The organism is Actinomadura geliboluensis (assembly GCF_043197915.1).
GTDB classification, from domain to species: domain Bacteria; phylum Actinomycetota; class Actinomycetes; order Streptosporangiales; family Streptosporangiaceae; genus Spirillospora; species Spirillospora geliboluensis.
Map to the genome: position 1 here is coordinate 1021273 of NZ_JBICUA010000002.1, position 26795 is coordinate 1048067.

A 26795-nucleotide genomic window follows, 5' to 3' on the forward strand; every position below is an offset into this window, starting at 1 on the left:
TTCCCGAACATCGGCGGATTCCTGATGCGGTTCAGCAGGGAAGGATTCGAACCCGTTATCGATTTACGTGAGGAGTCAACGGTGACCCGCCTGACAGTCGACGGCGTCTACCAGCACATTCGCGGTGTCTGCTTCAAGACCGGGCCGCCCGGGACGGTCGGCGCGGAGACGGAGTGGTTCGTCGTCGACACCGCCGACACCGCCGCCCACGTGCCCGCCGAGCGGGTGCGCGCGCTCGTCGCGGACGCCGGCCCGCCGGCCGCCGGCAGCAAGATCACCTACGAGCCGGGCGGGCAGCTCGAACTCAGCTCCGCGCCCTTCCGCGGCCTCGGCCCCCTGCACACCGCGCTCGGCCGCGACATCGCGCAGATCCGCGACGCGCTCGCCGCGGACGGGCTGGCGCTCGCCGGGCACGGCGTCGACCCCGTCCGGCGGCCCCGCTTCCAGGCCGACCACCCGCGCTACGCGTGCATGCGGGACTACTTCCGCGCGGGCGGCTTCCCGGACGTGGGCCTCGCGATGATGTGCTCCACCGCGTCCGTCCAGGTGAACCTCGACATCGGCGCCGACGACCCGGACGCGGCCCGCCGCTGGCGGCTCGCGCACGCGCTCGGGCCGGTGCTGGTCGCCGCGTTCGCCAACTCGCCGCTGCGGGCCGGCCGCCGCACCGGGATGCGCTCGTCCCGGCAGGGCATCTGGACCGAGCTCGACCCCTGCCGCACCCTGCCCGTCCTGCGGGACGGGGCCGACGGCGACCCCGCCGAGGCGTGGACGCGGTACGCGCTCGACGCCCGGGTCATGCTCGTCCACACCGCCGAGGGCAAGTGGGTCTCCGACCCCGGCATGTCGTTCCTGGAATGGCTCGACAAGGGCGAGCCGGGCGAGGACGACCTGGCCTACCACCTGTCCACCCTGTTCCCGCCGGTCCGGCCGCGCGGCTGGCTGGAACTGCGCATGATCGACGCGCCGCCCGGCCGCTACTGGCCCGTCCCGGTCGCCGTCGCGACCGCGCTCCTGGACGACCCGGCCGCGTCCCTGGCCGCCGAGGCGGCGACCGAGCCCGTCGCGGGCCGGTGGGCGGCGGCGGCCCGGTGCGGGCTGGCGGACGCGCCGCTCGCCGCCGCCGCCCGCTCCTGCTTCGCGGCGGCGCTCGACGCGCTGCCCCGGCTCGGCGCGGCCGGGCTCGTCCCGCTCGTCGAGGAGTACGCCCGCCGGTACGTCGAGTGCGGCCGCAGCCCCGCCGACGACGCCCCGGCCTCGTCCTCGTTCTCGCCCGAGATCCCGTCCCCGCCCCCGCTTCCGTCCGAGGAGGACCCCACATGGCCCCGATGAGCTCCCCGGGCCCGCTCGACACCCGCGACGACGCCCGCGACGACGCCCGCGACGACGACGCGCTGAAGGAACTGATCGCCGGTGAGCTCGGCGCGGTGCGCGACCGCAGCTTCGGCCTCACCACCGACGTCCTCGCCGAGGACGACCTCACCGCGCAGGTGTCGCCCCTGATGTCGCCGCTGGTGTGGGACCTCGCGCACGTCGGCAACTACGAGGAACTGTGGCTGCTGCGCGCCGCAGCGGGCCAGGAGGCGATGCGGCCGGAGATCGACGACCTGTACGACGCGTTCGAGCATCCCCGCAGCGAACGGCCGACGCTGCCGCTCCTGCGCCCGGACGAGGCCCGCGCCTACATCGGCACGGTCCGGTCCAGGGTGCTCGACTCGCTGTCGTCCGTGCGGTTCGACACGGCGAATCCGCTGACGTCGGGCGGGTTCGTGTACGGGATGGTGGTGCAGCACGAGCACATGCACGACGAGACCATGCTCGCCACCCATCAGCTCAGGAAGGGCGCCCCGGCACTGCTCGACCCCTTGGCCGAGCCACTGCGGAAGCCCGCCGAGGGTACCCGCGCCGAGGAAGTGCTCATCGAGGCGGGCCCGTTCCAGATGGGCACCTCGGACGACCCATGGGCGTACGACAACGAGCGCCCCGTGCACCTCGTCGACCTGCCCGCGTACTACATCGACGTGGAGCCGGTGACCAACGCCGCCTACCTCGCCTTCATGGAAGCGGGCGGATACGACGACCCGCGCTGGTGGGACCCGGCCGGATGGGAGTGGCGCAACCGCAGCGGCAAACGCGCCCCCGCCTTCTGGACCCGGGAAGCCGGACAGTGGGTCCGGCGCCGATTCGGACGGATGGAACCCGTCCCGTCCGGCGAACCCGTCCAGCACGTGTGCTGGTACGAGGCCGACGCCTACGCGCGGTGGGCCGGCAAGAGGCTCCCGACCGAGGCCGAATGGGAGAAGGCCGCCCGCTGGGACCCGGCCACGGAGCGCTCAAGGCGCTACCCCTGGGGCGACGTGTACGAGGAGGGCCGCGCCAACCTCGGGCAGCGCGCGCTACGCCCGTCCGAGACCGGCACCTACGCGTCGGGTGCGTCGGCCTACGGAGTCAGACGCCTCCTAGGGGACGTGTGGGAGTGGACGTCGTCCGACTTCCACGGCTACCCGGGCTTCCGCTCATTCCCCTACAAGGAGTACTCGGAAGTCTTCTTCGGCCCCGACTACAAGGTGCTGAGGGGCGGATCCTGGGCCACGCACCCGCTCGCCATACGCGGCTCGTTCCGCAACTGGGACTACCCCATCCGCAGGCAGATCTTCTCCGGCTTCCGCTGCGCCCGCACGCCCGGGGAGGACCGCTGAATGTGCCGCCATCTCGGCTACCTGGGGCCTGAGCAGACCCTGCACTCGCTCGTCTACGACGGCGAGCACTCCCTGGAGACCCAGGCGTACGCGCCGCGCATGACGCAGGGGAACCTGCTGAACGCCGACGGGTTCGGCGTCGGCTGGTACCAGGACGGCGCCGGATCCCGGGTGCCGGTCCGGTTCCGCCGCGCCCAGCCCCTCTGGACCGACCAGTCGTTCCGCGAGGTCGCCGGCGCCGTCCGGACGTCGTGCGCGGTCGCGGCGATCCGGTCGGCGACCGTCGGGTTCCCCGTGGACGAGTCGTGCGCCCAGCCGTTCCGCGCCGGGACGTGGCTGTTCAGCCACAACGGCAAGGTCGAGGGCTACGGCGGCGTCGAGGGCAAGCTCCGCGAACTGGCCGGCGACGTCGCCGAGGTCCCCGACGCCCGCGCGCCGGTCGACTCCGCGCCGCTGTTCGCGCTCGCCGTCCGGTACTGGCGGGACGGCGCGCCGCTCGGCGACGGCCTCGCCGCCGCCCTCGCCGCCGTCACCGCCCTCGCCCCCGGCCGCTACAACCTGCTCGCCTCCGACGGCGCCGCGCTGGCCGCCACCACCTGGGGCGACTCGCTGTTCGTCCGGGAGGACGCGGACGCCGTCCGGATCGCGTCCGAGCCGCTCGACGACGATCCCGCCTGGCGGCCCGTCCCCGACCGCTCCCTCGTCACCGCCGCGCCAGGCTCCGGCGTGCGCGTCCGACCGCTCTGACTCCGATTCCCGCGAAGGAGAACCACCCTGTGAACGACCGCATGGACCGGTTCCTGACCGCCGACGACCTCGCCAAGACGCTCCGCCGGGACGTCCGGGAGGGGCTCACCGGCACGCCCAAGACCCTGCCGCCCAAGTGGTTCTACGACGAGCGCGGCAGCGCGCTCTTCGAGGAGATCACCGCGCTGGAGGAGTACTACCCGACCCGGCGCGAGCGGGAGATCCTCACCGCGCGGGCGCCCGAGATCGCCGCCGCCACCGGCGCCCGGACGCTGCTGGAACTCGGCGCCGGGTCGGGGGAGAAGACCCGGCTGCTCCTGGACGCCCTGTCCGGCACGCTGCGCTCCTACGTGCCGGTCGACGTCAGCGGCGACTTCCTGGAGGAGGCCGCCGCCGGGATCGCCGCCGACCATCCGGGCCTCGCCGTCCGGGCCGTCGTCGCCGACTACGAGCAGCACCTGCCGCTGCTGCCCGGCGGCGAGCGGCGGCTCGTCGCCTTCCTCGGCGGGACGATCGGCAACATGCCGCCCGCCGAGCGGATCGGGTTCCTCGGCGGCGTCCGCGCCACCATGGGCGACGGCGACTTCCTGCTGCTCGGCGCCGACCTCGTCAAGGACCCCGGGCGGCTCGTCCGCGCCTACGACGACGCGGCCGGGGTGACCGCCGAGTTCAACCGCAACGTCCTGTACGTCATCAACCGGGAGCTGGACGCCGACTTCGACCCGGAGGCGTTCGAGCACGTCGCCCTCTGGAACGAGGCGGAGGAGTGGATCGAGATGCGGCTGCGGTCCGTCCGCGACCAGCGCGTCCGCGTCGGCGGCCTCGACCTGGAGGTGTCGTTCGCGGCGGGGGAGGAGACCCGCACCGAGATCTCCGCCAAGTTCCGCCGCGAGCGCCTCGACGCCGAGCTCGGCGCGGCCGGGATGGCGGTCGCCGCGTTCTGGACCGACCCGGGCGGCGACTTCTCCCTCACCCTCGCCCGTCCCGCCGACTGAGGCCGGCTGACGCCGCGCCCGCCCGGTGAGGCTCAGCGCTTGCGCGCCGGGTGGGCGAGGCCGAGCCGGTCGAGGTCCGCGACCAGGCGGGTCGCCACGTAGCGGTGGCCCGTCTGGTTCGGGTGGGTGCGGTCCCGCTTGATGTAGCGCGGCGCGTTGCCCTGGCCGGTCACCCAGTCACCGGTGATCCACTTCTCGGCGATCGGGTCGATGAACGGGACGTCCAGCTGCCCGGCGAGGCCCTTCAGCGCGTCCCGGACGGCGAGCGCCCCCGGGGTCGGCGCGCCCGTCCCCCACAGCGGGCCCACCAGCACGACGCGGGTGCCGGGCCAGCGCTGCCGGGCCCGCTGGAGCAGCAGGTGCGCCGCCGCGGCCACCTTCGGCGCCGGGAGCCGCCAGTCGTTGTGGCCGCCGGACACGATGAGCAGGTCGGGCGCGGGCCGCCAGCCGAGCTGGCTCTCGAACAGGCCGAGGAACGCCTGCGTCCCGCGCCCCTTGGCGAGGAAGCCGGTGCCCGCGCGCCCGCCGATGACGACCTGCCAGCCGAGCAGCCGCGCCGCGGCCGCCGCGTACGTCGTCTCCGGCTCCGCGCCGCGGTCGCCCACCGTGTAGCTGTCGCCGAGGAACATCACCACGGGCGCGGCCTTCCGGGACCCGCCGTCCTTGGCCGGGGCCTTCGGCGGACCGTCGGCGGCGGCCGGCGTGTGGACCGAGCCCGTGAGGACGGAGCAGCCGGTGGCCGACAGGGCCGCCACCAGGCTCAGGCACAGCATCAACGTCGCCGCGCCGCGTCGGGCGCGGCGATATGTCATGGAAGACCACCCAAAAGTTCCAAGGGATGCATGCGGCATCTTACTGATCCGCCGCCGCCGCGGGGGCCTCTCGCGGCAGCGCGGCGCCGCCGTCGACACCGTCCGTTCACTCCGGGCTCACCCCGGGGCCGGGACCGGGTCACCGGAGGGCGGGAGGGTTCCGCGGTGACTGGACGGGAACGGCTCAGGGAACTCGACCTGCTGCGCTTCGCGGCGGCGCTGGCGGTGGTGCTGTACCACTTCACGGGCTTCGGAGGGGCCGGGCCATGGCCGGAGCCGTCGGCCGAGGTCTTCCCCGCGCTCGGGGACGTGACGCGGTTCGGCTACCTCGGCGTCGACCTCTTCTTCGTGATCAGCGGGTTCGTGATCCTGATGAGCGCGTGGGGGCGCGGGCCGGGCGAGTTCGGCGTGTCCCGGCTGGTCAGGCTGATGCCGGCGTACTGGGTGAGCGTGCTGCTGGGCGCGGTGGTGTACGCGGTGTTCCGGCAGGGCCACGGCGTCCCCGGACTGGTGCTGCCGAACCTCACCATGCTGCAGGGCGGCCTCGGCCTGCGGAACGTGGACGCCGTCTACTGGACGCTCTGGGTCGAACTCCACTTCTACGTGCTCATCGCCGTCCTCGCGAGCATCGGCATCACCTACCGCTCCTGCCTGGTGTTCATGGCGGCCTGGCTGTTCGCGGGCGTCTACGCCGACGAGGCCGGCAACGACCTGCTCCAGGTGATGCTGATCCCGACCTGGAGCTGCTACTTCATCGCCGGCATGGCGCTCTACATGATCCACCGGTTCGGGCCGACGCTGCTGCTCTGGGGCTACGTGGCCGTGACCTACCTGATCGCGCTGCACTGGGGCGCCTGGCGCGCCGAGCACGTCTTCCGCGGCGCGAACGAGATCGTGGTCAGCGCGATCATCACCGGAATCTTCGCCGTGATGATCCTCGTCGCGACACGCCGGCTCCGGTGGCTGCGATGGTCGCGGCTGACCGTCCTCGGTGCGCTCACGTACCCGCTGTACCTCGTCCACTCGCAACTCGCACTGCCCCTACTGGACGCCCTGTACCCGGACCTCGGGAAATGGCCGGCGCTGTGCGTCGTCGTGGCCGCGTCCCTGCTGAGCGCGTACGCCGTCCACCGCCTGGTCGAACGCCCGGGAGCGGCCTGGATGCGCGCACGCCTGTACGCGTCGCTGGAGCCCCTGCGCCGCGTGGCGGAAACGTCTAACTTTGTCGGTCATGGTGGACGGGGCGGCCCTACTGGCAACGGCACTGAGCCTCCTGACCGCACCCCGGCCCCTGCGGTGCCGCCCGCGCGACCGCCGGAACCAATGGACCTGGCCCGAAACTAAAACCCGCACAAGCCGCCCAGCCCGCCCAGAGGTGTTCCTGGCTTTGGTGGTCGCTCTCGTCTACCTGAACCAGGTGCTCTTCACCGTGTTCGTGCTGCGCGTCCACGGCGGGGACACGTCGTTCATCGCGCGATACCTGCCGGACGGCTGGTTCGCGCTGGCGGACGGCTCATCCATGCGCGCCTTGGCGGAGCACTTCCCGACGCCCGAACTGCTGGCACCGTCCGTCTTGCGGGTACAGGCGTTCCTTGAGCTTCCGCTCGTGCTGCTCGCCTATGTCACGGTGCTGAGGTGGTTGGATCGCGGCTTGTACCGGCGCCTGGCGGGCTCATGGCTGGTGTGGGCGGCGTCCTTCTTCTACACGTTCGTCTTCTGCGTGGTCGAGTGGGACCTGCACAACCCCTACACGGTGGACGACATCGTGATCCGTGCCTGCTCCGCCGTGGTGACCCCGTTGCTGCTCTGGTGGCTGGCAGACCGCGAGGACGACGTTCCCGAGCAGACAACGTTCGCGCAGATGCTTCTCTTCGCCGTCTCCGTGTGGGCTCTGGGGCATCTTGTGCTGACCGTGTACGACACCGCCCTCCTCTACAACCTGGGCCACTTGAGCGGACGCCTGCCGGGCGCGGCTTCCGCCCTGTGCGTTCTCGTAGCCGCGCGCTTGGCCTCGTCCAGGCTGGGCGACGGTGAGCCCGGCGTCGCGCTGTCGTTCGTGGCCAGTGGCCTGAGATGGGCGCTGGCCCTCTTCTTCGTCCCGGCTCTGGCCGTCCGCTACGGCGTGAATTTCGGCACACCGCTGGTCGCTGTGGCGGCGGCCTCGGCCATCTGCCTGGCCGCCGCCATACACGTGCGGCGAGAGACCCTGTCAGGCGTCGGCGCGACGCGCATCGCCCTCTGGGCGGCGCAAACAGCGGTCGCGCTGCTCGCCGGTGCCGCAGCCGGGTACGCGGCGCTCAGGCTGGTCACCGACACCTACTACGAGGCGGGCCTCCTGCGGGCGGCCGGCATCGCCTTCGCCGTGGTCGTCGTCGTGTGCGCCGCGACCGACCGGTGGCTCGCCCGCCGCACGGGAGCCGCCGCGGTCCCGTGAGCGGGGGTGTGACATATCTGGGGTGGTGGGCGCTGAAGGAGACGTGAGCGTCCGGCCGATGTGAGCGGGCTTCGGCCGGACGCCTTTCCCCCGGCGGGCCCGCTTCCCCCGGTCGGGCCCGCCGGGGGCTCCACGCTGGAACGGTCCCGTCAGGCGGGCGGAATTGGTGCGTCGTCCGGTGGGCGCAGTTCGTCGGTGTAGCTGACCGGCAGCCGGCGCATCACGCCCGACTCGTCGACGGAGTACTGGCCGAGCCGCCACAGCGGCGGCGAGTAGGCGTGGATGGAGACGCTGGCCTCCTCCACGCCGGTGAGCCGGTGGATGTGGTCGGGGCCGAAGGCGAACGACTCGCCCTCCCGGACCACGGTGCGCAGCGGGTCGCCCCCCATGCGCGGGTTGTTCTCCTCGATGGCCCCGGCGACGACGCGGACGGCGCCCGACGACACGTCGTGGTCGTGCCATCCGGTGTCGTTCTCCGGCGTCCAGCACAGCAGCCAGACGTCCACGTGCTCGTCCCGGTGGAGGGAGGCGTAGTGGCGCCGCCCCTCGGGGAACTCGACCTGGGGCCGCCACAGATCGGGCCGCTCCGCCAGGCCGTCGACCAGCTCCCGCAGCTCGCGCTTGTCGAGGGGGCGGCCGGGCAGGTTCTCCAGGCCGGTGGCGCGGGGCAGGACCTCCGAGGACACGGGTGCTCCTTTCCGAACTGACGCAGGGCGCGGCGAAGCCGCTGAACAGCGGTACTGAACCGCATCAGTTAACCGTTTCAGTGAACCGCTTCAGGAGTCATGCCGTCAAGGTCGCGCTCCTTGCCCTGTCGGTGGCGGCCTCTAGGGTTGGAGGGATGTCGGAGAAGCGCAAGCGCGCGACCATCCGGGAAGTGGCGCAGGCGACCGGTTTGTCGCCTGCGGCGGTGTCGTACGCGCTGCGCGGCATCCAGACCTCGGAGGAGACGCAGGAGCGGGTCCGCGCGGCGGCGGACGAGCTCGGCTACGAGGCCCACCCGATCGCCCGCGCCCTGGCCAGCGGCCGCACCGACCAGGTCGGGCTGCTGTGCGGCTCCCTGGAGGACTACTGGCAGCAGTCCCTCGCGGTCGGCATCGGCCGCGCCCTGCTCGCCCGCGACCGCTACGCCCTCATCGTGGACGCGGGCGGCGACCCCGAGCGGGAGCTGGCCCTCGCCCGCCGGCTGCGCGACCAGCGGGTGGACGGGCTGATCGTCCAGCCGCTCGACCCGTCCGCCGCGCTGTGGTCGGAGCTGGCCGGCACCGTCCCGGTCGTGTCGATCGGCGACGCGCTGCACGGCGGCCAGGCGCAGGGCGAGGTCGTGTTCGACAACCGGCGCGGCGTCACGCTCGCGCTGGAGCACCTGCACGGCCTCGGGCACCAGCGCGTCACCGTGTTCACCCCGACCCGCGCGAGCACCCCCGACCGTCCCGCCGACGTGCACGTCAACGCCGAGGCCGAGCGGCTCGGGCTGCGCGTGGACGTGGTGGTCGTGCCGCAGTCGCTCGCCGCGGCCACCGAGGTCGCTACGCGGGTGCTCGGCGGCCCCGACCGGCCGTCCGCGGTGTTCTGCTTCGCCGACTCGATCGCCTACGGCGTCTACGCCGCGACCCGCGCGCTCGGCCTCGCCGTCCCCGGCGACGTGGCGGTCTGCGGGTACGACAACCATCCGATGTCGGCGCTGCTCACGCCGCCGCTCACCACCGTCGACTGGGACATCGACGGCATCGTCCACTCCGCCGTCCGGCTCGTCGTCGACGTCATCGACGGCAAGCCGCGCAAGCGCCGCGTGGTGCGCGAGCCGGCGCTGCGCGTCCGCGCCTCGACCGGCGGCCGGGCGGAGTAGGGCCGGGTCAGGGATGCAGCCGGGCGAGCCGGGGCAGCAGGTCCGCCGCCGCCGCGATGTCGGCGTCGAGCGGCCGGTCCTCGACGCGCGGGTCGAGGACGGCGGCGGCCAGGTCGGTCGCCGCCCGCAGCGGCCCGCCGGAGGGCGCCCGCCCCTGCATCCGCAGCGCCCGCGCGGCGGCGACCAGCTCGCAGCCGAGCCCGAGCCGGTAGGCGGCGACGGCGTCGGTCGTCGCGCGCGCCGACTGGGTCGAGAAGCCCGCGTGCTCCTCCACGCCGCGCGACAGCACCGCGCTGCCGAGCGCCGCCGGCGTCGCCAGGCGCCGGACGTCGGCGAGGCACGAGTGCGCCACGTACTCCAGGATCATGATCCCGGACGACGCCTCCGTGGCGCCCTGGAACGGGTAGAGGCCGGTGAACGACGGCTCGGCGAGCGTCCCGAGCCGGGCGGCGGCGAGCGCCATCGTCTGGAACAGCGCGGCGCGCGCCGAGTCCAGCGCGAGGCCGACGTACGCGGTGTGGAAGTTGCCGTTGTGCCAGACCCGCCGCCCGGCGACGTCGACCAGCGGGTTCTCGGCGGCGGCGTTGATCTCCCGGGTGACGACCTCCTCGGCGTACCGCGCCGCCTCCAGCGCGGGCCCGTGCACCTGCGGGAACGCCCGGTACCCGTACGGGTCCTGGATGCGCATCGGCGCGGGCCGGTCGAAGGCGAGCAGCGCCCGCATCGCCGCCGCGGTGTCGCGCTGGCCGGGGTGCGGGCACGCGTCCTGCACCGCCTCGGCGTAGGGCTCCTCCGAGCCCCGCACGGCGAAGTGCGACAGCGCCGCGACGACCGTCGAGGCGCGCAGCAGTTCGCGCAGGTCGGCGACCGCGAGCGCCGCCTCCCCGAGCGTGGCGGCGTTGGAGCTGATGAACGCGAGCGCGTCGGCGGAGCCGAGCCGGTAGCCCGGTCCGCGCGGCGCCGCCCCGTCCGGGTCGGCGCTCCCGTCCGGGTCGGCCAGCCACGCCCGCTCGCCGAGCAGGCACAGCGCGGTCGACGCCAGCGCCGTCAGGTCGCCGGTGCCGATCGCCCCGTACACCGGCACCGGAGGAAGGAGGCCCAGATTGAGGACGTCCGCGAGGGCGCCCAGCACGCCCGGTTCCACCCCCGAGCCGCCCGCCGCGATCTGGTTCAGCCGGACGGTCAGCATCGCCCGGACGATCTCCGGGGCGACCAGCGGCCCGGCTCCGGCGGCGTGGCTGCGCAGCAGGCGCAGGCCGTGTGCGTCGGCGTCCTCCCACTCCACGTCCACCACGCGGTTCGCGCCGACGCCGGTCGTCCGCCCGTACACCGGCTGCGTCGCGGCGGCCTCGCGGGCGGTCCGCCAGGCGGCGCGGGCCCGCTCGACCCCCTCCGAGGCCATGACGATCGTCACATCCGAACGGGCCGCGGCTACCACCTGGCGGCAGGTGAGCGCGGTTCCGTCGATAACGATTCGGCTGTTCTCCACGCGGCTACGCTACTTTCCCCTGTTTACCGGTAGTTATGCTCGACAACCGACGTTCCGGACAAGCTGGGACACCGAGGTGACCGTACCCATTGGTTACGGTTGGCGGGTAGGCCGAAATCGATCATCGGCGTCGCGGGCGCCCAACGAGGACGTGAATCGTTGATCACCTTTGAGGGCGTCACCAAGCGCTACCCGGGCGGCACCGTCGCCCTGGACGATGTCAGCCTCGAATGCCCCACCGGGCGCATCACCGTGTTCGTCGGCACGTCCGGCGGCGGCAAGACCACCGCGCTGCGGACCATCAACCGGATGGTCGACCCGACCTCCGGCCGCGTCCTCATCGACGGGCAGGACGTGCGCGAGCGCAAGCCGGCCGAGCTGCGGCGCGGCATCGGCTACGTCATCCAGCACGCCGGGCTGTTCCCGCACCGCACCATCGTCGACAACATCGCCACCGTCCCCTACCTCGTCGGCTGGAACAAGAAGAAGGCGCGCGAGCGGGCGCTGGAGCTGATGGAGCGGGTCGGGCTCGACCCCGCGATGGGGAAGCGCTACCCGTTCCAGCTGTCCGGCGGGCAGCAGCAGCGCGTCGGCGTCGCGCGGGCGCTCGCCGCCGACCCGCCGATCATGCTGATGGACGAGCCGTTCAGCGCCGTCGACCCCGTCGTCCGCGGCGAGCTGCAGGACGAGTTCCTCCGCCTCCAGGACGAACTGCACAAGACGATCGTGTTCGTCACCCACGACATCGACGAGGCCATCAAGCTCGGCGACCGAATCGCGGTGTTCGAGACCGGCGGCCGGCTCGTCCAGGTCGACAGCCCCGAGGACCTCCTCGCCCGGCCCGCGAACGACTTCGTCGCCGGGTTCATCGGGCGCGACCGCGGCATCCGGCGGCTGTCGTTCGTCCCGTCCGCGTCCGTGCCGCTGAACGAGCGCGGCGTCCTGCCCGCCGACACCCCGGTGAGCGAGGCGCCCGCCGAGGGCTGGGTCCTGGTCGTGGACGGCGACCGGCGTCCCCTCGGCTGGGCCGCGGCCGACGTCCTGCCGTCCGCCGGCGTGCTCGGCGACGCGCGGCTCGCGCCGGTCGGGCACACCTTCGACACCGAGACCGACTCCGTCCGGGCCGCGCTGGACGCCGCGATCCTGTCGCCGTCCGGCCGCGCCGTGAGCGTCGACGCCGCCGGACGGCTCGTCGGCATCGCCGACCAGCAGGACCTGACCACCGCCATCGCCCGCTCCGGCACCGGCACCGAGCCCGACGCGGACGCCGAATCCGACGCGGATGCCGAGCCCGGCGCGCCGTCCCTCGCCAAGGAGGGCGGCTGATGGACATCGACTGGGGCTGGATCGGCGAGCACACCGACTCGCTGGGCGAGCACGCCGTCCTGCACCTGCGGCTCGCGCTGCTGCCGGTGCTGTTCGGGCTGCTCATCTCGCTGCCGCTCGGCGTGCTGTGCCGCCGCTGGGGCTGGCTCTACCCGCCCGCGCTGACGCTGTCGAACGTGCTGTACGCGATCCCGTCGCTCGCGCTGTTCATGCTGTTCATCGACTACACCGGGCTCAACCCGTCCACGGTGATGATCCCGCTGACCCTCTACAGCCTGTCGGTGCTCGTCCCGAACGTGGTGGACGGCCTGGCGTCGGTGTCCGAGCCGGTCCGGCAGGCCGCCACCGCGATGGGCTTCGGGCCGCTGCGCCGGCTGCTGCAGGTCGAGCTGCCGATCGCGGTCCCGATCGTCATCGCCGGGACGCGGGTCGCCGCCGTCTCCTCCATCAGCCTCGTCGCGGTCGGCCAGCTGATCGGGCAGGGCGGGCTCGGCGAGGACATCATCCGCGGCTACCAGCTGCAGTTCCAGACGCAGATCATCGCCGCGACCGTCCTGATCATCCTGCTGGCCCTGGTGACGGACGCGATCCTCGTCACCGTCCAGCGCCTGCTCACGCCGTGGGCCCGGGCGGCCCGGGGGGCCTCGTGAACGACGTGTGGAACCAGATCGACCTGTTCTGGACGTGGCTGACCGCCTCGTCCCAGTGGCACGGCGCCGACGGCATCCCGCACCGGCTGCTCCAGCACCTCTACTACAGCGGCGTGTCGCTCGCGGCCGCCGCGGTGATCGGGCTGGCGCTCGGCCTGCTCATCGGGCACACCGGACGCGGCGGCTTCCTCGCCATCACGGTCGCGAACTTCGCCCGCGCGATCCCCACCTTCGGGCTCATCCTGTTCATCGTCGTGATCGAGTACAGCATCACGCCGGTGCTGGTGGCGCTGGTGGCGCTCGCCGTCCCGCCGATCCTGGTGAACACCTTCGAGGGCGTGCGCGGCGTCGACGCCGACGCCAAGGACGCGGCGCGCGGCATGGGCATGACCGGCTGGGGCGTGCTGTGGCACGCGGAGCTGCCGATGGCGCTGCCGCTGATCCTGCTCGGGCTGCGCACGTCGGCGATTCAGGTCGTCGCGACCGCCACCATCGCCGCCTACCCCGGCTTCGGCGGCCTCGGCCGCTACATCATCGACGGGCTGGCCCGCAACGACTACCAGCTCGTCATCGGGGGGACCGTGCTCGTCGTCCTGCTCGCCCTGATCGTCCAGCTCGCCTTCGCGGCGCTGCGCCGCGTCGTGATCTCGCCGGGACTGCTCGGCTCCGCCCGTTCCTCCTGATCGACCGAAGGACAAGGACCATGAAGAAACTCATCCGTGGCGCGGCGATCGGCCTCGCGGCCGCCCTCACGCTGTCCGCCTGCGGCGGCGGGGACTCGTCCGGCGACGACAAGAACCCCCTCGCCGGCGGCGGCAAGAGCGGCACGATCACCGTCGGCGGTGCCAACTTCCCCGAGAGCAACCTGCTCGGCGAGGTCTACGCGCAGGCGCTGGAGGCCAAGGGCCTCAAGGTGACCCGCAAGTTCAACATCGGCGCCCGCGAGATCTACTACGACCAGGTCGTCAAGGGCGGCATCAGCGTGATGCCGGAGTACAACGGCGCCCTGCTCACCACCTCGGTCGACAAGAACAGCACCGCCGCGACCACCGAGGAGATCAACGCCGCCCTCAAGGCCAAGCTGCCGCCGTCGGTGGAGATCCTCGACTCGGCCCAGGCCGAGGACAAGGACTCCGTCACCGTCAACCCGCAGACGGCCGCCAAGTACAACCTGAAGTCCATCGCCGACCTCAAGCCGGTCGCCAAGGACCTCGTCATCGCCGGGCCGTCGGAGTTCAAGACCCGCCAGCAGGGCCTCGTCGGCCTCCAGAAGGTCTACGGCCTGGAGTTCAAGAAGTTCCAGCCGTTCGACGCGGGCGCCCAGGCCACCCTGGTGAAGCTGCTCACCGAGAACAAGATCCAGGCCGCCGACCTGTTCACCACCGACCCGACCATCCAGCAGAACAAGCTGGTCGTCCTGGAGGACCCGGAGAACGTCTTCAGCGCCCAGAACGTCACGCCGCTGATCAACAAGGAGGCGGTGAACGACGAGGCGAAGGCGGCGCTGAACGGCGTCTCCGCCAAGCTCACCACCCAGGACCTCCTGGACATGATGAAGCGCATCGCCATCGACAAGGACGACCAGGAGAAGGTCGCCGAGGAGTGGCTGAAGAAGTCCGGCCTGGCCTGACCCTCACTACGACAGGGCCCGTCGCGCACCGCGCGGCGGGCTCTGCCGTTCTCGGGGGCCGGTCAGGGCGCCGGGGCGACGCGTTTGCTGTAGGACGTGATCGGGGCGGTCTCGACGCGTTCGACGCCGTCCAGCGACCCGATCCGGTCGGCGAGGTAGGCGTAGAGGGCGTCCTCGTCGCGGCAGACGGCGATGGCCAGGAGGTTGTGCGGTCCGGTGGTCGCGCCGACGAAGGCCGCTTCGGCGTCGCCCGCCAGGGCCCGGGCGGTGGCGGCGAGCCGGGACGGGACGACGGTCAGCCAGAGCAGGCACTGGGCCGTGAAGCCGAGCAGCGCCGGGTCGACCTCGACGTCGAAGTGCAGCGTGCCGGACCGGCACAGGGCCTCCAGCCTGCGGCGGACCGCCGACTCCGACCAGCCGAGGCGGCGCGCCAGGCCCGGGTAGGCGGCGCGGCCGTCGGCCGCCAGGGCGGGCAGCAGCCGCCGGTCGAGGTCGCCGAGGACGACCGGGGCGGCGCCGACCGGGGCCGCGCCGGCCGGGTCGGCGCCGGCGGGGGCGGGCGGCGGCCGGAGCGCGGAGACCTGCTCGGCGGTGAGCGCCGACGTCCGGCCGAACCAGCGGCGGTCCATCAGGTGGCGCAGCAGCCGCTCCGCCCGCACGTCGAGGATCCGCGGGTCGCGGGCCAGCTCCGCGAGCGGGGCGGGCCGTCCGGCGGGCGCGCGCAGGACGCAGACGATCCCGGTGCCGCTCGACAGCACGGTCACCCACGCGGTGTCGGGCCGCCGCGCCAGCGACCGGGCCAGCGCGCCGGCGGCGGCGGGCGGTACGCGCAGGCGCACCAGCCATTCGGCGTGGCCGAGGCCGCGCGTGTCGACGACGGCGGTGACGCGGGCGGCGCCCGCGGCGCGCAGCCGGGCGAAGCGGCGGGCCACCGTCCGGTCGGACACGTCGAGCACGCCGGCGATCCTGCTGAAGGGGGCGCGCCCGTCGAGATGGAGCGCGTGCAGCAGCCGCAGGTCGACCGGGTCGAGGGTGACCGAATCCACCCGATGATGGTAGTTCGATGTCGGATCGCGGCGTCTGCCCCGCCCGTGGGGGACGGGACGGCGGTCGCCGTTGCAGCATCCCCGTATGGCAGACGACACGCACGACATCCGCGGCTTCCACCACGCCGGCATCGTGACCCGCGATCTGGACGCGCTGGAGCGCACCTACCTCTCGTTCGGGTTCACGCTGAGCCCCCGTTCCCGGCACCTGCTGAACGAGCGTCCCGGCGAGCCGCCGGTGCCGGGATGCACGGCCAACCGGTGCGCCCTCTTCGGCGGCGCCTACATCGAACTCCTGGGCATCGTGGACGAGTCGGCGCCCGACCCCTGGCGCACCAAGGCGATGGTCGCCGACTACGAGGGGTTCCGGCTGCTGAACTTCGACACCGGCGACGCCGAGGCCACCGACCGGCGGCTGACCGCCGGGGGGCTGCGCACCTCCGGCGTCCTCGACCTCGAACGCGACGTCGACACCGAGGAAGGGACGCGCACCATGCGGGCCCGCGCCCTGCACCTCGACCCGCGCACGACCCCGGAGGCGTACGTGGGGATCGCGCAGCACCTCACCCGCGAGTACGTCCACCAGCCGCGCCACCTGCGGCATCCCAACGGCGCGCGGGCCCTGGAGGCGGTGCTGATCGTGGTGGACGACGGCGAGGCCGACGCGGTCACCGCCCGGTACGCCCGCATCCTGCGGACCGAGCCCCGGACGCGGGGGCCGCGCACGGTGCTGGACCTGGCGGCCGGACGGCTGGAACTCGTCCGGGCCTCGCGCGCGGAGGAGGTGCTGCCCGGCGAGCCCGCCCCGGCCAAGTCGTATCTGGCCGCGATGACCGTCGCGGTGGACGACGTCGCCGCCGCGCGCGCGATCGTCGAGGCCGGCGGCACCGCGACCCGCGCCGCCGACGGCGGTTTCACCGTGTCCGCCCGCGACGCCCACGGCGCCGCCCTGTTCTTCACCGCCCGATGATCGCCGAGACGGCCGCGGGCCGCGTCCGCGGCGTCGCCGCCGGCCCGGTCACCGCCTTCCGCGGCATCCCCTACGCGCTCGCCGACCGGTTCGCCGCGCCCCGGCCGGTGCCGCCGCGGCCCGGCGTCCGGGACGCCGCCGGGCCGGGCCCGGCCGCACCGCAGCCCCCGTCCCGCCTGGAAGGAGTGATGGGCGCCTTCCAGACGCCGCAGGCCGAGCAGTGCCTGTACCTGAACGTGTGGGCGCCGCCGGGGGACGGCCGCCCGGTCCTGGTCTTCCTGCACGGCGGCGGGTACACCAGCGGCTCGGGAGGGGTCGGCTGGTACGACGGCGCCGAACTCGCCGCCGAGGGCGACATCGTCGTGGTGACCCTCAACTACCGCCTCGGCGCGCTCGGCTTCCTCCGCCTGCCCGGGGTGAGCGAGGGGAACCTCGGGCTGCTCGACCAGCTCGCGGCCCTGCACTGGGTCCGCGACAACATCGCCGCGTTCGGCGGCGACCCGGGCGATATCACGGTGTCCGGCCAGTCCGCCGGTGCCCAGTCCACCCTGGCGCTGCTCTCCGGCGGGCGGGCCCGCGGGCTGTTCCGGCGCGCGATCCTGCAGAGCACCCCGGCGGGCATGCTTCCCGACCAGGCGGACGATGCCGAGCGCACCGGCCGCCTGCTCCTGGACGAACTGGGCATCGACCCCGGCCGGGCCGACCACCTCGCCCGCGTCCCGGTCACCGCGCTGCTGGCCGCCCAGGGCGCGGTCGCCCGCCGCACCGCCGTCCCGCTCAGCGCCGTCCCGCCGTTCCAGCTGGTCGCCGACGGCGACCTGGTCGCGGCCGACCCGGTGGGCGAGGTCGGCGCGCGCGCCGCCGACGGCGTCGAGCTGCTGATGGGCACCACCCGCGACGAGGCGGCGGCGTTCTTCGCCCTCGACGACCGAGTGGCGGCGCTCGGCCCGGACGACCTGGCGCGCGTCGCCGCCGACTGGTTCGGCGACCCCGGCCGCGCCGCACCGGACGGCCGGACGGCCACGCGGATCGCCATCGACCTGGCCACCGAGCAGCTGTTCGACGAACCGACGCGGCGGCTGGCGCGGGCGCTCACCGAGCACGGGGCGGTGCCATGGCTCTACCGCTTCGACTGGCATCCGCCGCAGAGCCCCTACGGCGCCTGCCACTGCATCGAGCTGCCATTCACGCTGGGCAACGCGGCGGCCTGGCGCGACGCGCCGATGCTCGCCGGCGAACGGCCCGCCGGCCTGGTCGAGCGGGTGCGCCGCGCCTGGACCGGATTCGTCCGCGAAGGCGACCCCGGTCTGCCCGCCGGCACCGTCCACCACTTCACCTGACCGCGCGCGGGGGCGTCAGCCGACCTTCAGGTGGGCGATCACCGGATCGTGGTCGGACGGGTAGGTAGCGCCGTCCCGGTAGGGGTCGATCTCCGTCCAGACCGTGCGGACGGCACCGCGCGCCAGGATCCAGTCGATGCGCCGGCCGTCCTTCTCCGGCGGGAGCCAGTGGTTCTCGGTGCGGTACTGCGGTCCGTGCCGGCCGGCGGTCGTCCACGTGTCGCGGAAGGCGTCGGCGCCGGTGAGGATCGAGTACACCGGCGACGCGCCGGCCGCGGCGTTGAAGTCGCCGGTGAGCACCACGGGCACGCCCGCATCGAACGCGCGGACGCGGTCGAGGATCAGCCGGGCGCTCCTCACCCGCGAGTCCGCGGACATGTTGTCCAGGTGCGTGTTGGCCTGGTACAGCACCGCTCCGGTGCGGCGGTCGCGGAGCTTGGCCCAGGTCACCATCCGGACGTAGCGGTTGCCCCAGGTGGCCGAGCCGATGACGGACGGGGTGTCGGACAGCCAGAAGTGGTCGAAGTCGAGCATCTCGAACCGGTCCCGGCGGTAGAAGACCGCCAGGAACTGGTCGCGGGTGCCGCCCTGGCTGCCGAGGCCGACCCAGCCGTAGTCCTTCAGCACCCGAGTCAGATCCTTCACCTGGTACCAGCGGGCCTCCTGCACGCCCAGCAGGTCGGGGCGGTGGCGGCGCAGGACGCGCTCGACGAGCGGCAGCCGGGTCTTCCAGTCCCTGGGCGGCGGATCGTTCACGCCGCGCAGGTTGTAGGTCATCACGCGGACCGTGCCGTCGTCGTCCGCCCTCGGCGCGCCCAACACGAAACCGGACACGAGCACCGCCGCCGCGGCGGCGACCAGCGGCCAGAACCAGCGCCGGCGCCGGACACGTCCGAGCATCGCTCCCCTCCCGCCGCTTCGAGGATAGTCTCGGCGCCTTGGGCGGGCCGGTCTGGTTTTCGGTACCGCCCTTCATCTCCGAGGGCCGCCACGACATGGCGGCGCGCCTCAGTGAACGAACGGCAGCAACTCGTGCCTAGCGCCCGGCGTCGGCTGCCCGGTGATGCGAACACCGTCCTCCTGGTGCCAGCGAAAACTCAAGAAAACGGCGGCGGCCAAGCCGAGCACCCATGCGACCGGGGTCACGATGAACAGGAACTCCGGATCTCCATAATGGCCGGACTCGAAACGGAATATCTCGAACGACCCCGCCGCGACGACCACCAGTGCCAGTGCGACCAGGCCCAGCCAGCGGCGCCGTGCCCTCCTGGTGCGCTGGACGGAGTGGACTCGCAGCCGAACCACACCGTCACAGGCGCCGCACCGCACCTCCATGACGCTGCTTCCCTGGTCGGGGCGCAGGACTTCTATCGGAGACACCCTGTAGCGGTTCACGATCGTGTCGCCGACCTGGCGTGTGCTCACCATATGGTGCAGCTGCACGGAGTGGCGCCTGCCTATCGCGCGCAATTCTCACTCTCCCAACGTGCGCCGTGGTCCGTATCAAGACTGGCAGCGTCACGCCCCATTGATCCATGGTCTCGGACAAAAAGCCGGTCGGTAGACAGCCGATTCGGAGGCCGCCTGCGATCTTGGATCTCCGTGCAATACCGGGCGCGTGGCCGACCAAGAAGGGGAAACAGCACGGCGGCGGAAGGCGCAGTGGATGGCGGGCGGCTCCTCCCAACCCCCTCGCGAACGGGGGATCTCCGGCGGGTGATGCGCGACCCCCGGTCGCCGAGGCGGCTGCCGTGCTGGTCCTGCGGGTGGGCACCGCGCGCGTTTGGCTGCACCGCGCCCACCTCGCGGTACGTCTGTCTCCGACGTCCCGCATGGCCTCTACGGCGCGTCCGCCAACATTCCCGGCGAAGACCTCCGGCTCGGGCTGCAGATGCGCATCAACACCGGCCTGTTCAAGCCCGGCCAGACTTTCGTGTGGACGATGTCGACGTCCCTGACGGAGGCGGTTCCACCAGCACTGTCCTGGTGCGGGGCCTGGTCGCCTCGTGCACCCCCGTCCTTGTAGGCCGCGCCCGGGACTGGTGCTGTGTCTGCACGGCCGCGGATTGCGCATTCTTCGTCCCCTGAGGATTTCCGCAGGAGGTGGGGTGCGGTGACGCGGCGGGATCCGATGGTTTGCCCCATGGGGCCGGGACAGGCCCGGAAAATAGCGTCGTCCGCGTGGAGATCAAGAAATCGGTGACGGTGCGGGTGGCGCGGTGGAGTGCGCGGCGGCCCTGGACGGCGATCGGGCTGTGGACGCTGTTCGTCGTGCTGTGCCTGGCGCTCGGCGGCGCCGCCGGCACCAACAAGATCAGTGACGCGGAGTCCGGGGTCGGGGAGTCGGGCCGGGCCGGGCGCATCGCGGAGTCCGGGCACTTCCCGGAGAAGCCCGAGGAGAGCGTCCTCATCACGCGCACCGAGGGCGGGAAACTCGACGCCCGGACGGCCAAGGCCGCCGCCGCGGACGTCGTCCGGCGGATGAAGGCGCTCCCTGAGGTCGAGTCGGTCGGACGCCCCGTCCGGTCGCCCGACGGTACCGCCGTGCTCGTGCCGGTGACCATGAAGGGCGACACCGAGACCGCCGACCGCCGCGTGGACCCGCTGCTCGCGCAGAGCGCGGAGGTGCAGCGGGCCAACCCCGGCCTGCGCGTGGAGCAGGTCGGGACGGGCTCGACGGCCAAAGGGCTCGGCGAGACGCTCGGCGAGGACTTCAAGCGGGCCGAGTTCATCAGCCTGCCGCTCACCCTGCTGATCATGCTGGTGGTGTTCGGCGCCGTCATCGCCGCGGGCGTGCCGGTGGCGCTGGCGCTGTCGTCGGTCGCCGCCGCGATGGGGCTGTCCGCGCTGGTCTCGCACGTGCTGCCCGCGACGAGCGCGATCAGCAACGTGATCCTGCTGATGGGGATGGCGGTCGGCGTCGACTACTCGCTGTTCTACCTCAAGCGGGAGCGGGAGGAGCGGCGCCGGGGCCGGCCGGACGCGATCGAGATCGCGGCGGAGACGTCCGGGCACACGGTCGTCGTGTCCGGCATGACGGTGATCGTCGCGATGGCCGGGCTCTACCTGGCCGGCGAGGCGACGTTCTCGTCCCTCGCCACCGGCTCGATCATCGTCGTCGCGGTCGCCGTGCTCGCGTCCCTCACCGTGCTGCCCGCGCTGCTGGCCAAGCTCGGACGCTGGACGGACCGCCCGAGGATCCCCGTCCTGTGGCGCCTCACCCTCCGCCAAGGCGAGTCGCGGCTGTGGCCCGCGCTGCTGCGCCCCGCGCTGAACCACCCGGCAGTCACCCTGGCGGTCTCCACCGGGCTGCTCCTCCTGCTGGCCGCCCCCGCGCTGGACATGCGGCTCAAGCAGCCGGGCTCGGACGACCTGTCCCGCGACATCGCCGTCGTCCGGTCGATGGACCGGCTGACCCACGCGTTCCCCAGCGAGGGGACCGTCCACGAGGTCGCGGTGCGCGCCCCGGCCGACCGGTCGGACGAGGTCGAGGCGGCCCTCGCCGCCCTGGCCCGCCGCACGGCCGCCGACCCGCTCTTCGCGCACGACCGGCGTCCCGCCGTCAAGGCGTCGGCCGACCGCCGGGTGCACCTGATCGGCATCGCCACCCCGCACACGCCCAACAGCGACGGCGCCCGCCGCTCGCTGGAGACGCTCCGTGCCTGGGTGCCGCAGTCGGTCGGCGCCGTCCCCGGAGCCGAGTACGCCGTCACCGGCAAGGTCGCCGAGGGCGTCGACTTCACCGACCACCTGGAGAAACGACTGCCGCTGGTGGTCGGCTTCGTCCTGCTCCTGACCCTCGTGACGATGGGCCTCATCTTCCGCTCGCCCGCGATCGCGCTGTCGACCACCCTGCTCAACCTGCTGTCGGCGGGCGCGGCGTTCGGCGTCCTCGTGGCGGTCTTCCAGCACACCTGGGCGGAGAACCTGCTGGACTTCACGTCCTCCGGCGCGGTCGTCTCCTGGCTGCCGCTGTTCCTCTTCGTGATGCTGTTCGGGCTGTCGATGGACTACCACGTGTTCGTCGTGAGCCGGATCCGCGAGGCCGCCCGGCACGGCCTGCCCACCCGGGACGCCGTCCGCGAGGGCATCACCCGCTCGGCCGGCGTCGTCACCAGCGCCGCGATCGTCATGGTCGCCGTCTTCTCGATCTTCGGGACGCTCAGCATGGTCGAGTTCAAGCAGCTCGGCGTCGGCCTGGCGGCCGCCATCCTGATCGACGCGGTCGTCATCCGCATCTTCGTCCTGCCGGCTCTGATGGCGCTGCTGGGCTCCTGGAACTGGTGGCCGAACCGTCCGTCCCCGCGACACCATCACTTTCCCCAGGCGCCGGCCCATCCCCATTCTCCGCACCCTCCGCATCTGCTGCGCAGGCCGTGAGTCGGACGGCCTCCAAGTGCAACGTGCCTGACCCCACTGGCTCGGGTCAGGCACGTTGCGACACAAGGGCGGATGGGGGCGCCTCGCCTACCGGGTCGTGCAGACCCAGGTGATCCAGCGGCCGCCGCCTGCGTTGTTGATGGCGTTGCGTTGGGCTGCGGCCTTGGTGGAGCCGTGGCCGCCCCAGTACTTGTTCGTTCTGGAGTTGAAAGCGACGGCGCCGCAGCCGTTGACGAAGGTGGTGAGGACCTTGCAGCCGGAGGTGGGGCACTCGTTGAGTGCCCGTCTCCTGGCGGCTGCCGCGCTGTCGTAGTCCCACGCCTTGCCGATCGCGCCGTTCCGTCCCACGGCGATGGCGCCATAGTTCTGCGGAGGCGGTGAGTAGGTCGGCGCCGAGGTGGTCGGCTCGGAAGTGGGGAAGGACGGCGGGCTGTAGGTGGGCGGCGTCGGGAGACCCGAGTACGTGGGCCTCGAAGCCACCGATGTCGTGCTCGGGCGATCATCATCGTCGTCGGACCAGAACAGCACGGCCGCGCCGCCGCCGACCAGCAGCAGGAAGCCCGTGACGGCCACGATGACGACGATCATCCCGTTGCCGCCCTTCGGCGGCCGAGGGCCGGACGGGCCCCAACCGGGAGGACCGCCGGGCGGCGGCCCCCAACCGGGAGGGCCGGGAGGACCGGCCGGAGGCCGATGGGGCGGCGGGCCGCCGTGGGGCGGCGGTGGAGGATGCACGGTGAAAGCCCCCGGAGTGCGTTGTTATACGGAAGATCGTGGTGAATCCTCCATCGGACGGAGAGGCGGTCTGCGCGGTTCCCCGTTCGCCCGCATCGGCCGGTGTGCGGAGTGCGACGTCTTTCGAATCCGCTACTTGTTCGAATGAAGCCGGTAGGCGGGATGCGTCAGAAACCCCCGTAGGGGCGCGGCAGCGGGCCGTCGTCGAGATATGGATCATGGTCGGTGCGCCGAGGGGCGGGGGCGACCGATGCGTCCGAGTCATGAATGGACTGGACGAAGGGATTTTTCGCCGTCGTTGTCCTCACGGTCAGAGAGTCACGGCAGGGCGGACCGTCCGGGCAATTGGATACTCAAGGCAAGGCAGGGGCTGCGGGGCCTCTCCGAGATCTGTCGGACGCCGCCGTCCTACAGATGTACGTGGGTGCGTGGCCGGGGTCGCCGCGCTCCTCCAGGTGGGCGCGTGGCCGGGCCTTCTATCGGAGCAAGGACCGCTGATGCAGGTGGACGGCTGGGCCGGCCACTGGCGGGTGGGTGCTCACGTCCCGGTTGTTGTGGGTTGCTGTCACGTTGGTTGCGGTCGCCGGTTCCAGGTGGGTGAGCATGGTTGCGGTAGGTGCGGGGTGCGGCCCGCACCTACCTACCGGGTGGTGCAGACCCAGGTGATCCAGCGGCCGCCGCCTGCGTTGTTGATGGCGTTGCGTTGGGCTGCGGCCTTGGTGGAGCCGTGGCCGCCCCAGTACTTGTTGGTTCTGGAGTTGTAGGCGACGGCTCCGCACCCGTTGACGAAGGTCGTGAGGACCTTGCAGCCCGAGGTGGGGCACTCGTTCAGCGCGCGCCTCCTGGCGGCTGCCGCGCTGTCGTAGTCCCACGCCTTGCCGATCGCGCCGTTTCGTCCCACGGCGATGGCGCCATAGTTCTGCGGAGGCGGTGAGTACGTCGGCTCGGGGGTCGGATCCGAGGTGGGGAAGGACGGAGGGCTGTACGTGGGCGGGCTGTAGGTGGGCGGCGTGGGAAGACCCGAGTACGAGGGCCTCGAAGCCACCGATGTCGTGCTCGGAGAGTCATCGTCGTCCGACCAGAACAGCACGGCCGCGCCGCCGCCGACCAGCAACAGGAAGCCCGTGACGGCCACGATGACGACGACCATCCCGTTACCGCCCTTCGGCGGCCGAGGGCCGGACGGGCCCCAACCGGGAGGACCACCGGGCGGCGGGCCCCATCCAGGGGGACCGGGAGGACCGGGAGGACCGGGAGGACCGGGAGGGCCGGCCGGAGGCCGGTGAGGCGGCTGGCCGCTATAGGGCGGTTGCGGTGGTTGCACGGTGAAAGCCCCCGGAGTGCGTCGACATCCGGAAGATCATAGCGATTCCTCCATTCGTCGGCCATGGGCGGCGACAGAATTCAGTCCTCTAGGGAATGTTCGCTACTTTGTTCGAATGGATCGGATATCATGGGGGGAGTGAGGGGGGAGTGATGATGTCGGTTCAGCCGTTGTTCCGTGTCGCTGATTGCGAACCCTCACCGCCCGTTCCGCAGCCCGTCCCGGACCTGACCGGCGACCTGGGAAGCCTGTCCGACGCCGAACTGCTGGACGTCGCGGCCGCCGCGCGCCGTCGGACCTCCTGGGCGCAGGCCCGTGAACTGGCCGCGATCGCCGAACTCACCCGCCGCCGCACCGCCGACGAGGAGAAGGAAGAGCCCGACGTCCGGGTCCTGTCGGCGCACGAATCGGTGATCGAAGAGGTCGGGGCCGCGCTGACGGTCACCGGGAACGCCGCAGCGACCCTGGTCGATCTGGCCGAACGCCTCCACACCGTCCTCCCCGGCACGCGGCGGGCCCTTGAGGCCGGACGCATCGACCTCGCGCGGGCCCGCGTCATCGCCGACGCCTGCCAATCCCTGCCCGGGCACCTCGCCGCACGCATCGAGGCCGCGATTCTGGACGAGGCCCCGATTCGCACGACCGGCCAACTGCGCCGCAGACTCAAGGCCCTCACCAGGCGTCTCGCTCCTGAGGAGTCCGACGAACGCGCCCGCGCGACCGTCAAGAACCGCCGCCTCGAACTGTGGGAGACACCCGCCGGCACCGCCGCCCTCGCGCTCACCGACATTGCCCCCGAAGACGCGCACGCCGCGCACAACAAGATCAGTGCGGCGGCCCACGGCATCAAGGCGAGCGGCGACCCCCGCACCCTCCATCAACTCCGCGCCGACCTGGCCACCCGCCTCCTCCAGGGCGCCACCCTCCCGGACGCCGTCCGCGCCACCTTCGACGCCGCCCCGTCCACCGAGCCGCCCACACCGATTTTGCCCGCTGGTCTGGAAGCGCCATCGGCGGAAGAACGGCCCGCACCGCACACAGCCCAACCTGTGATGCCGCGAGTCCTTGCCACCGCATCTCTTGATGGCGCAGTGGGTGCCGAACAACCCCAGGACATGGACGGCCGTCGGCACCTGAGCACCGTTCCGCCTCCTAACGATGCCGCCCCGCACGAGGCTCTACGACAGCAAGTTGCCGAGGCGGTTCAACGCTGCCTCACCCACGTTCACCGCCAGGCCCGCGCCACCGGCACCCTGGACCGGCTCCCCGCCGCGATCGGCGAAACCGTCCAGCGCTTGCACCACGAATTCGCCGAGCCCCGAGCCACGGCCTGCCGCGACGGCCTCGACCAGCACGGACAGCCCGGATACCGGCCCTCCACCGCGCTCCGCCGCGAGATCGCCGAACGCCACCCCACCTGCGTGTTCCCCACCTGCAACCAGCCCGCCCACCGCTGCGACGTCGACCACACCGTCCCCTGGCCGACCGGCGCCACCTGCCGCTGCAACCTCGCACCACTCTGCCGCCGACATCATCGGACGAAGCAGTCACGCGGCTGGAGGCTCGCCCAGGTCTGGCCGGGCTTGCTCGTCTGGATCACTCCGTCCGGCACCTGGCATATCACCCGCCCCAGCCGGGAGTGACTCGCACGGCCTTGGAGTCACTCGCGCCATTCTGTCGCCGGCATCATCGGACGAAACAGTGACCCTTTTTCATCCTCGGGTGGCTTCGTAGTTCTGTAGGACGGCGATGGCCTTGACGAAGTGGCCGGCCTTGCTGGGGCTGCAGCGGAGCTTGCGGAGGATTCGCCAGCTCTTGAGCTGGGCGTTTGCGCGTTCGCCGGGTCCGCGGAGCTTGGCGTGCGCGCGGTTGGCCTGCTTCTGGGACTCGGGCTTGTCGCGCCCCTTGTACGGGGTGATGACGACGCAGGCCTCGGCTCCTTGATAGCCCTTGTCGGCGAGCGTGATGATCCCGGCGGTGTCCAGCTTGCGCAGGATTCCCCACACGCGGGCGGCGGTCAGGTCGTGCGTGCGGCCGGGCATCGCCCCCGATGTCCACAGGATCGTTCCGTCCGGACCGGCGATGACCTGTACGTTCATTCCGTGGCAGCGGTGTTTGGCCGAGTAGTACGGCCGGTCGGCCCGCACCCGGTCGCAGGCGATGAGCGTGCCGTCCAGCACCAGTAGAGGCAGCCCGTCCTGCTTGGCTTTGCGTAGCGCAGCCGTCAGCTTGGGTGACCGGGCCGACAGCAGCGCCACCGTCTCCTGGACGTATCGCCCTACCGTTGTGAATGAGCCCGATGGGTTCCTTTGGGGCTGGATGATCGGGTGGTGCGGGTGGGGCAGGGATGGCTTACGTATCGCTGTCTT

The 26795-nt window shown here is 72.4% G+C and carries 23 protein-coding genes and 1 pseudogene; 15 read left to right on the forward strand and 9 right to left on the reverse strand.

From position 1 onward, the window contains the following. The first annotated feature begins 81 nt into the window (after positions 1 to 81). From egtA to egtD, 4 genes are read left to right on the forward strand one after another with little or no spacing between them, the layout of a single operon-like run. Positions 82 to 1332 (forward strand): ergothioneine biosynthesis glutamate--cysteine ligase EgtA, encoded by a 1251-nt coding sequence (egtA, locus tag ACGFI1_RS10315; RefSeq protein ID WP_392784519.1) that lies wholly within the window; start codon positions 82 to 84, stop codon positions 1330 to 1332. Next, entirely contained in the window at positions 1329 to 2699 is a 1371-nt protein-coding gene (egtB, locus tag ACGFI1_RS10320) for an ergothioneine biosynthesis protein EgtB (RefSeq protein WP_392784572.1), read from the forward strand. The genes egtA and egtB overlap by 4 nt, the downstream gene beginning before the upstream one ends. Beyond that, complete coding sequence (gene egtC / locus ACGFI1_RS10325; protein WP_387071804.1) at positions 2700 to 3446, forward strand: ergothioneine biosynthesis protein EgtC; 747 nt, start codon at positions 2700 to 2702, stop codon at positions 3444 to 3446. A 41-nt stretch (positions 3447 to 3487) separates the two neighbouring features. Beyond that, positions 3488 to 4441 carry an L-histidine N(alpha)-methyltransferase gene (gene egtD / locus ACGFI1_RS10330; RefSeq protein ID WP_138641791.1) on the forward strand — a complete coding sequence of 318 codons (954 nt, stop codon included), beginning with the start codon at positions 3488 to 3490 and terminating at the stop codon, positions 4439 to 4441. Between the two features lie 32 nt (positions 4442 to 4473). On the opposite strand, the gene ACGFI1_RS10335 is transcribed toward egtD, so the two are convergent. Beyond that, entirely contained in the window at positions 4474 to 5253 is a 780-nt protein-coding gene (locus ACGFI1_RS10335) for an SGNH/GDSL hydrolase family protein (RefSeq protein ID WP_386867568.1), read from the reverse strand. A gap of 165 nt (positions 5254 to 5418) precedes the next feature. Here ACGFI1_RS10335 and ACGFI1_RS10340 point away from each other — a divergent pair, with 165 nt between their 5' ends. Beyond that, a complete protein-coding gene (locus ACGFI1_RS10340) occupies positions 5419 to 6597 on the forward strand; it encodes an acyltransferase family protein (protein WP_392784521.1) in 1179 nt (392 codons plus the stop codon). 43 nt (positions 6598 to 6640) lie between these two features. Then, positions 6641 to 7687 (forward strand): hypothetical protein, encoded by a 1047-nt coding sequence (locus ACGFI1_RS10345; RefSeq protein ID WP_392784523.1) that lies wholly within the window; start codon positions 6641 to 6643, stop codon positions 7685 to 7687. A gap of 149 nt (positions 7688 to 7836) precedes the next feature. Here the strand turns inward: ACGFI1_RS10345 and ACGFI1_RS10350 are convergent, their stop codons facing one another. Further along, positions 7837 to 8373, reverse strand: coding sequence for a cysteine dioxygenase (locus ACGFI1_RS10350; protein ID WP_138641203.1), 537 nt, complete (start codon positions 8371 to 8373; stop codon positions 7837 to 7839). A 155-nt stretch (positions 8374 to 8528) separates the two neighbouring features. Between ACGFI1_RS10350 and ACGFI1_RS10355 the strand changes: the two genes are divergently transcribed. Beyond that, positions 8529 to 9536, forward strand: a complete 1008-nt coding sequence (locus ACGFI1_RS10355; RefSeq protein ID WP_364552721.1) for a LacI family DNA-binding transcriptional regulator — start codon at positions 8529 to 8531, stop codon at positions 9534 to 9536. A gap of 7 nt (positions 9537 to 9543) precedes the next feature. Here the strand turns inward: ACGFI1_RS10355 and ACGFI1_RS10360 are convergent, their stop codons facing one another. Continuing rightward, entirely contained in the window at positions 9544 to 11025 is a 1482-nt protein-coding gene (locus tag ACGFI1_RS10360) for an aromatic amino acid ammonia-lyase (RefSeq protein WP_364552723.1), read from the reverse strand. A gap of 159 nt (positions 11026 to 11184) precedes the next feature. Between ACGFI1_RS10360 and ACGFI1_RS10365 the strand changes: the two genes are divergently transcribed. The 4 genes from ACGFI1_RS10365 to ACGFI1_RS10380 are packed head-to-tail and all read left to right on the forward strand — an operon-like array spanning position 11185 to position 14631. After that, positions 11185 to 12351, forward strand: coding sequence for an ABC transporter ATP-binding protein (locus ACGFI1_RS10365; RefSeq protein ID WP_392784525.1), 1167 nt, complete (start codon positions 11185 to 11187; stop codon positions 12349 to 12351). Continuing rightward, entirely contained in the window at positions 12351 to 13001 is a 651-nt protein-coding gene (locus tag ACGFI1_RS10370; protein WP_138641199.1) for an ABC transporter permease, read from the forward strand. The genes ACGFI1_RS10365 and ACGFI1_RS10370 overlap by 1 nt, the downstream gene beginning before the upstream one ends. After that, on the forward strand, positions 12998 to 13684 hold the full coding sequence (locus ACGFI1_RS10375; RefSeq protein ID WP_301178192.1) for an ABC transporter permease: 687 nt from the start codon (positions 12998 to 13000) through the stop codon (positions 13682 to 13684). Before ACGFI1_RS10370 ends, ACGFI1_RS10375 begins: the two co-directional genes overlap by 4 nt. A 20-nt stretch (positions 13685 to 13704) precedes the next feature. Continuing rightward, positions 13705 to 14631 (forward strand): ABC transporter substrate-binding protein, encoded by a 927-nt coding sequence (locus ACGFI1_RS10380; RefSeq protein WP_138641197.1) that lies wholly within the window; start codon positions 13705 to 13707, stop codon positions 14629 to 14631. 62 nt (positions 14632 to 14693) lie between these two features. Here the strand turns inward: ACGFI1_RS10380 and ACGFI1_RS10385 are convergent, their stop codons facing one another. Further along, a complete protein-coding gene (locus ACGFI1_RS10385) occupies positions 14694 to 15677 on the reverse strand; it encodes an AsnC family transcriptional regulator (protein WP_392784528.1) in 984 nt (327 codons plus the stop codon). 85 nt (positions 15678 to 15762) lie between these two features. On the opposite strand from ACGFI1_RS10385, the gene ACGFI1_RS10390 reads away from it, so the two are divergent. Both ACGFI1_RS10390 and ACGFI1_RS10395 read left to right on the forward strand, forming a co-directional pair. Further along, complete coding sequence (locus tag ACGFI1_RS10390) at positions 15763 to 16647, forward strand: VOC family protein (protein WP_392784529.1); 885 nt, start codon at positions 15763 to 15765, stop codon at positions 16645 to 16647. Continuing rightward, entirely contained in the window at positions 16644 to 17987 is a 1344-nt protein-coding gene (locus tag ACGFI1_RS10395) for a carboxylesterase family protein (RefSeq protein ID WP_392784531.1), read from the forward strand. The genes ACGFI1_RS10390 and ACGFI1_RS10395 overlap by 4 nt, the downstream gene beginning before the upstream one ends. Positions 17988 to 18002: 15 nt before the next feature. Here ACGFI1_RS10395 and ACGFI1_RS10400 read toward each other — a convergent pair whose 3' ends face one another. Both ACGFI1_RS10400 and ACGFI1_RS10405 read right to left on the reverse strand, forming a co-directional pair. Then, entirely contained in the window at positions 18003 to 18887 is an 885-nt protein-coding gene (locus ACGFI1_RS10400; RefSeq protein ID WP_392784533.1) for an endonuclease/exonuclease/phosphatase family protein, read from the reverse strand. A 108-nt stretch (positions 18888 to 18995) separates the two neighbouring features. Next, complete coding sequence (locus ACGFI1_RS10405) at positions 18996 to 19430, reverse strand: hypothetical protein (RefSeq protein WP_392784535.1); 435 nt, start codon at positions 19428 to 19430, stop codon at positions 18996 to 18998. Between the two features lie 738 nt (positions 19431 to 20168). Between ACGFI1_RS10405 and ACGFI1_RS10410 the strand changes: the two genes are divergently transcribed. Next, a complete protein-coding gene (locus tag ACGFI1_RS10410) occupies positions 20169 to 22367 on the forward strand; it encodes an MMPL family transporter (protein ID WP_392784537.1) in 2199 nt (732 codons plus the stop codon). A gap of 87 nt (positions 22368 to 22454) precedes the next feature. Here ACGFI1_RS10410 and ACGFI1_RS10415 read toward each other — a convergent pair whose 3' ends face one another. Together ACGFI1_RS10415 and ACGFI1_RS10420 are read right to left on the reverse strand one after the other, a co-directional pair. Then, a complete protein-coding gene (locus ACGFI1_RS10415) occupies positions 22455 to 22955 on the reverse strand; it encodes a DUF4189 domain-containing protein (protein ID WP_138640348.1) in 501 nt (166 codons plus the stop codon). Between the two features lie 787 nt (positions 22956 to 23742). Then, positions 23743 to 24252 (reverse strand): DUF4189 domain-containing protein, encoded by a 510-nt coding sequence (locus ACGFI1_RS10420; RefSeq protein ID WP_392784539.1) that lies wholly within the window; start codon positions 24250 to 24252, stop codon positions 23743 to 23745. A 326-nt stretch (positions 24253 to 24578) separates the two neighbouring features. Between ACGFI1_RS10420 and ACGFI1_RS10425 the strand changes: the two genes are divergently transcribed. Next, positions 24579 to 26069 (forward strand): HNH endonuclease signature motif containing protein, encoded by a 1491-nt coding sequence (locus ACGFI1_RS10425; RefSeq protein ID WP_392784541.1) that lies wholly within the window; start codon positions 24579 to 24581, stop codon positions 26067 to 26069. Between the two features lie 69 nt (positions 26070 to 26138). On the opposite strand, the pseudogene ACGFI1_RS10430 reads toward ACGFI1_RS10425, so the two are convergent. Next, a pseudogene (locus ACGFI1_RS10430) lies at positions 26139 to 26720 on the reverse strand (HARBI1 family protein); the annotation flags it as partial. Positions 26721 to 26795 lie beyond the last annotated feature (75 nt).

Coding starts and splice junctions, on each gene's coding strand:
- ACGFI1_RS10370 (WP_138641199.1), top strand. CDS start 12,351: ATGGACATCGACTGGGGCTGGATCGGCGAGCACACCGACTCGCTGGGC.
- egtC (WP_387071804.1), top strand. CDS start 2,700: ATGTGCCGCCATCTCGGCTACCTGGGGCCTGAGCAGACCCTGCACTCG.
- ACGFI1_RS10380 (WP_138641197.1), top strand. CDS start 13,705: ATGAAGAAACTCATCCGTGGCGCGGCGATCGGCCTCGCGGCCGCCCTC.
- ACGFI1_RS10425 (WP_392784541.1), top strand. CDS start 24,579: ATGATGTCGGTTCAGCCGTTGTTCCGTGTCGCTGATTGCGAACCCTCA.
- ACGFI1_RS10420 (WP_392784539.1), bottom strand. CDS start 24,252: ATGGTCGTCGTCATCGTGGCCGTCACGGGCTTCCTGTTGCTGGTCGGC.
- egtB (WP_392784572.1), top strand. CDS start 1,329: ATGAGCTCCCCGGGCCCGCTCGACACCCGCGACGACGCCCGCGACGAC.
- ACGFI1_RS10390 (WP_392784529.1), top strand. CDS start 15,763: ATGGCAGACGACACGCACGACATCCGCGGCTTCCACCACGCCGGCATC.
- ACGFI1_RS10415 (WP_138640348.1), bottom strand. CDS start 22,955: ATGATCGTCGTCATCGTGGCCGTCACGGGCTTCCTGCTGCTGGTCGGC.
- ACGFI1_RS10400 (WP_392784533.1), bottom strand. CDS start 18,887: ATGCTCGGACGTGTCCGGCGCCGGCGCTGGTTCTGGCCGCTGGTCGCC.
- ACGFI1_RS10335 (WP_386867568.1), bottom strand. CDS start 5,253: ATGACATATCGCCGCGCCCGACGCGGCGCGGCGACGTTGATGCTGTGC.
- egtD (WP_138641791.1), top strand. CDS start 3,488: ATGGACCGGTTCCTGACCGCCGACGACCTCGCCAAGACGCTCCGCCGG.
- ACGFI1_RS10355 (WP_364552721.1), top strand. CDS start 8,529: ATGTCGGAGAAGCGCAAGCGCGCGACCATCCGGGAAGTGGCGCAGGCG.
- ACGFI1_RS10395 (WP_392784531.1), top strand. CDS start 16,644: ATGATCGCCGAGACGGCCGCGGGCCGCGTCCGCGGCGTCGCCGCCGGC.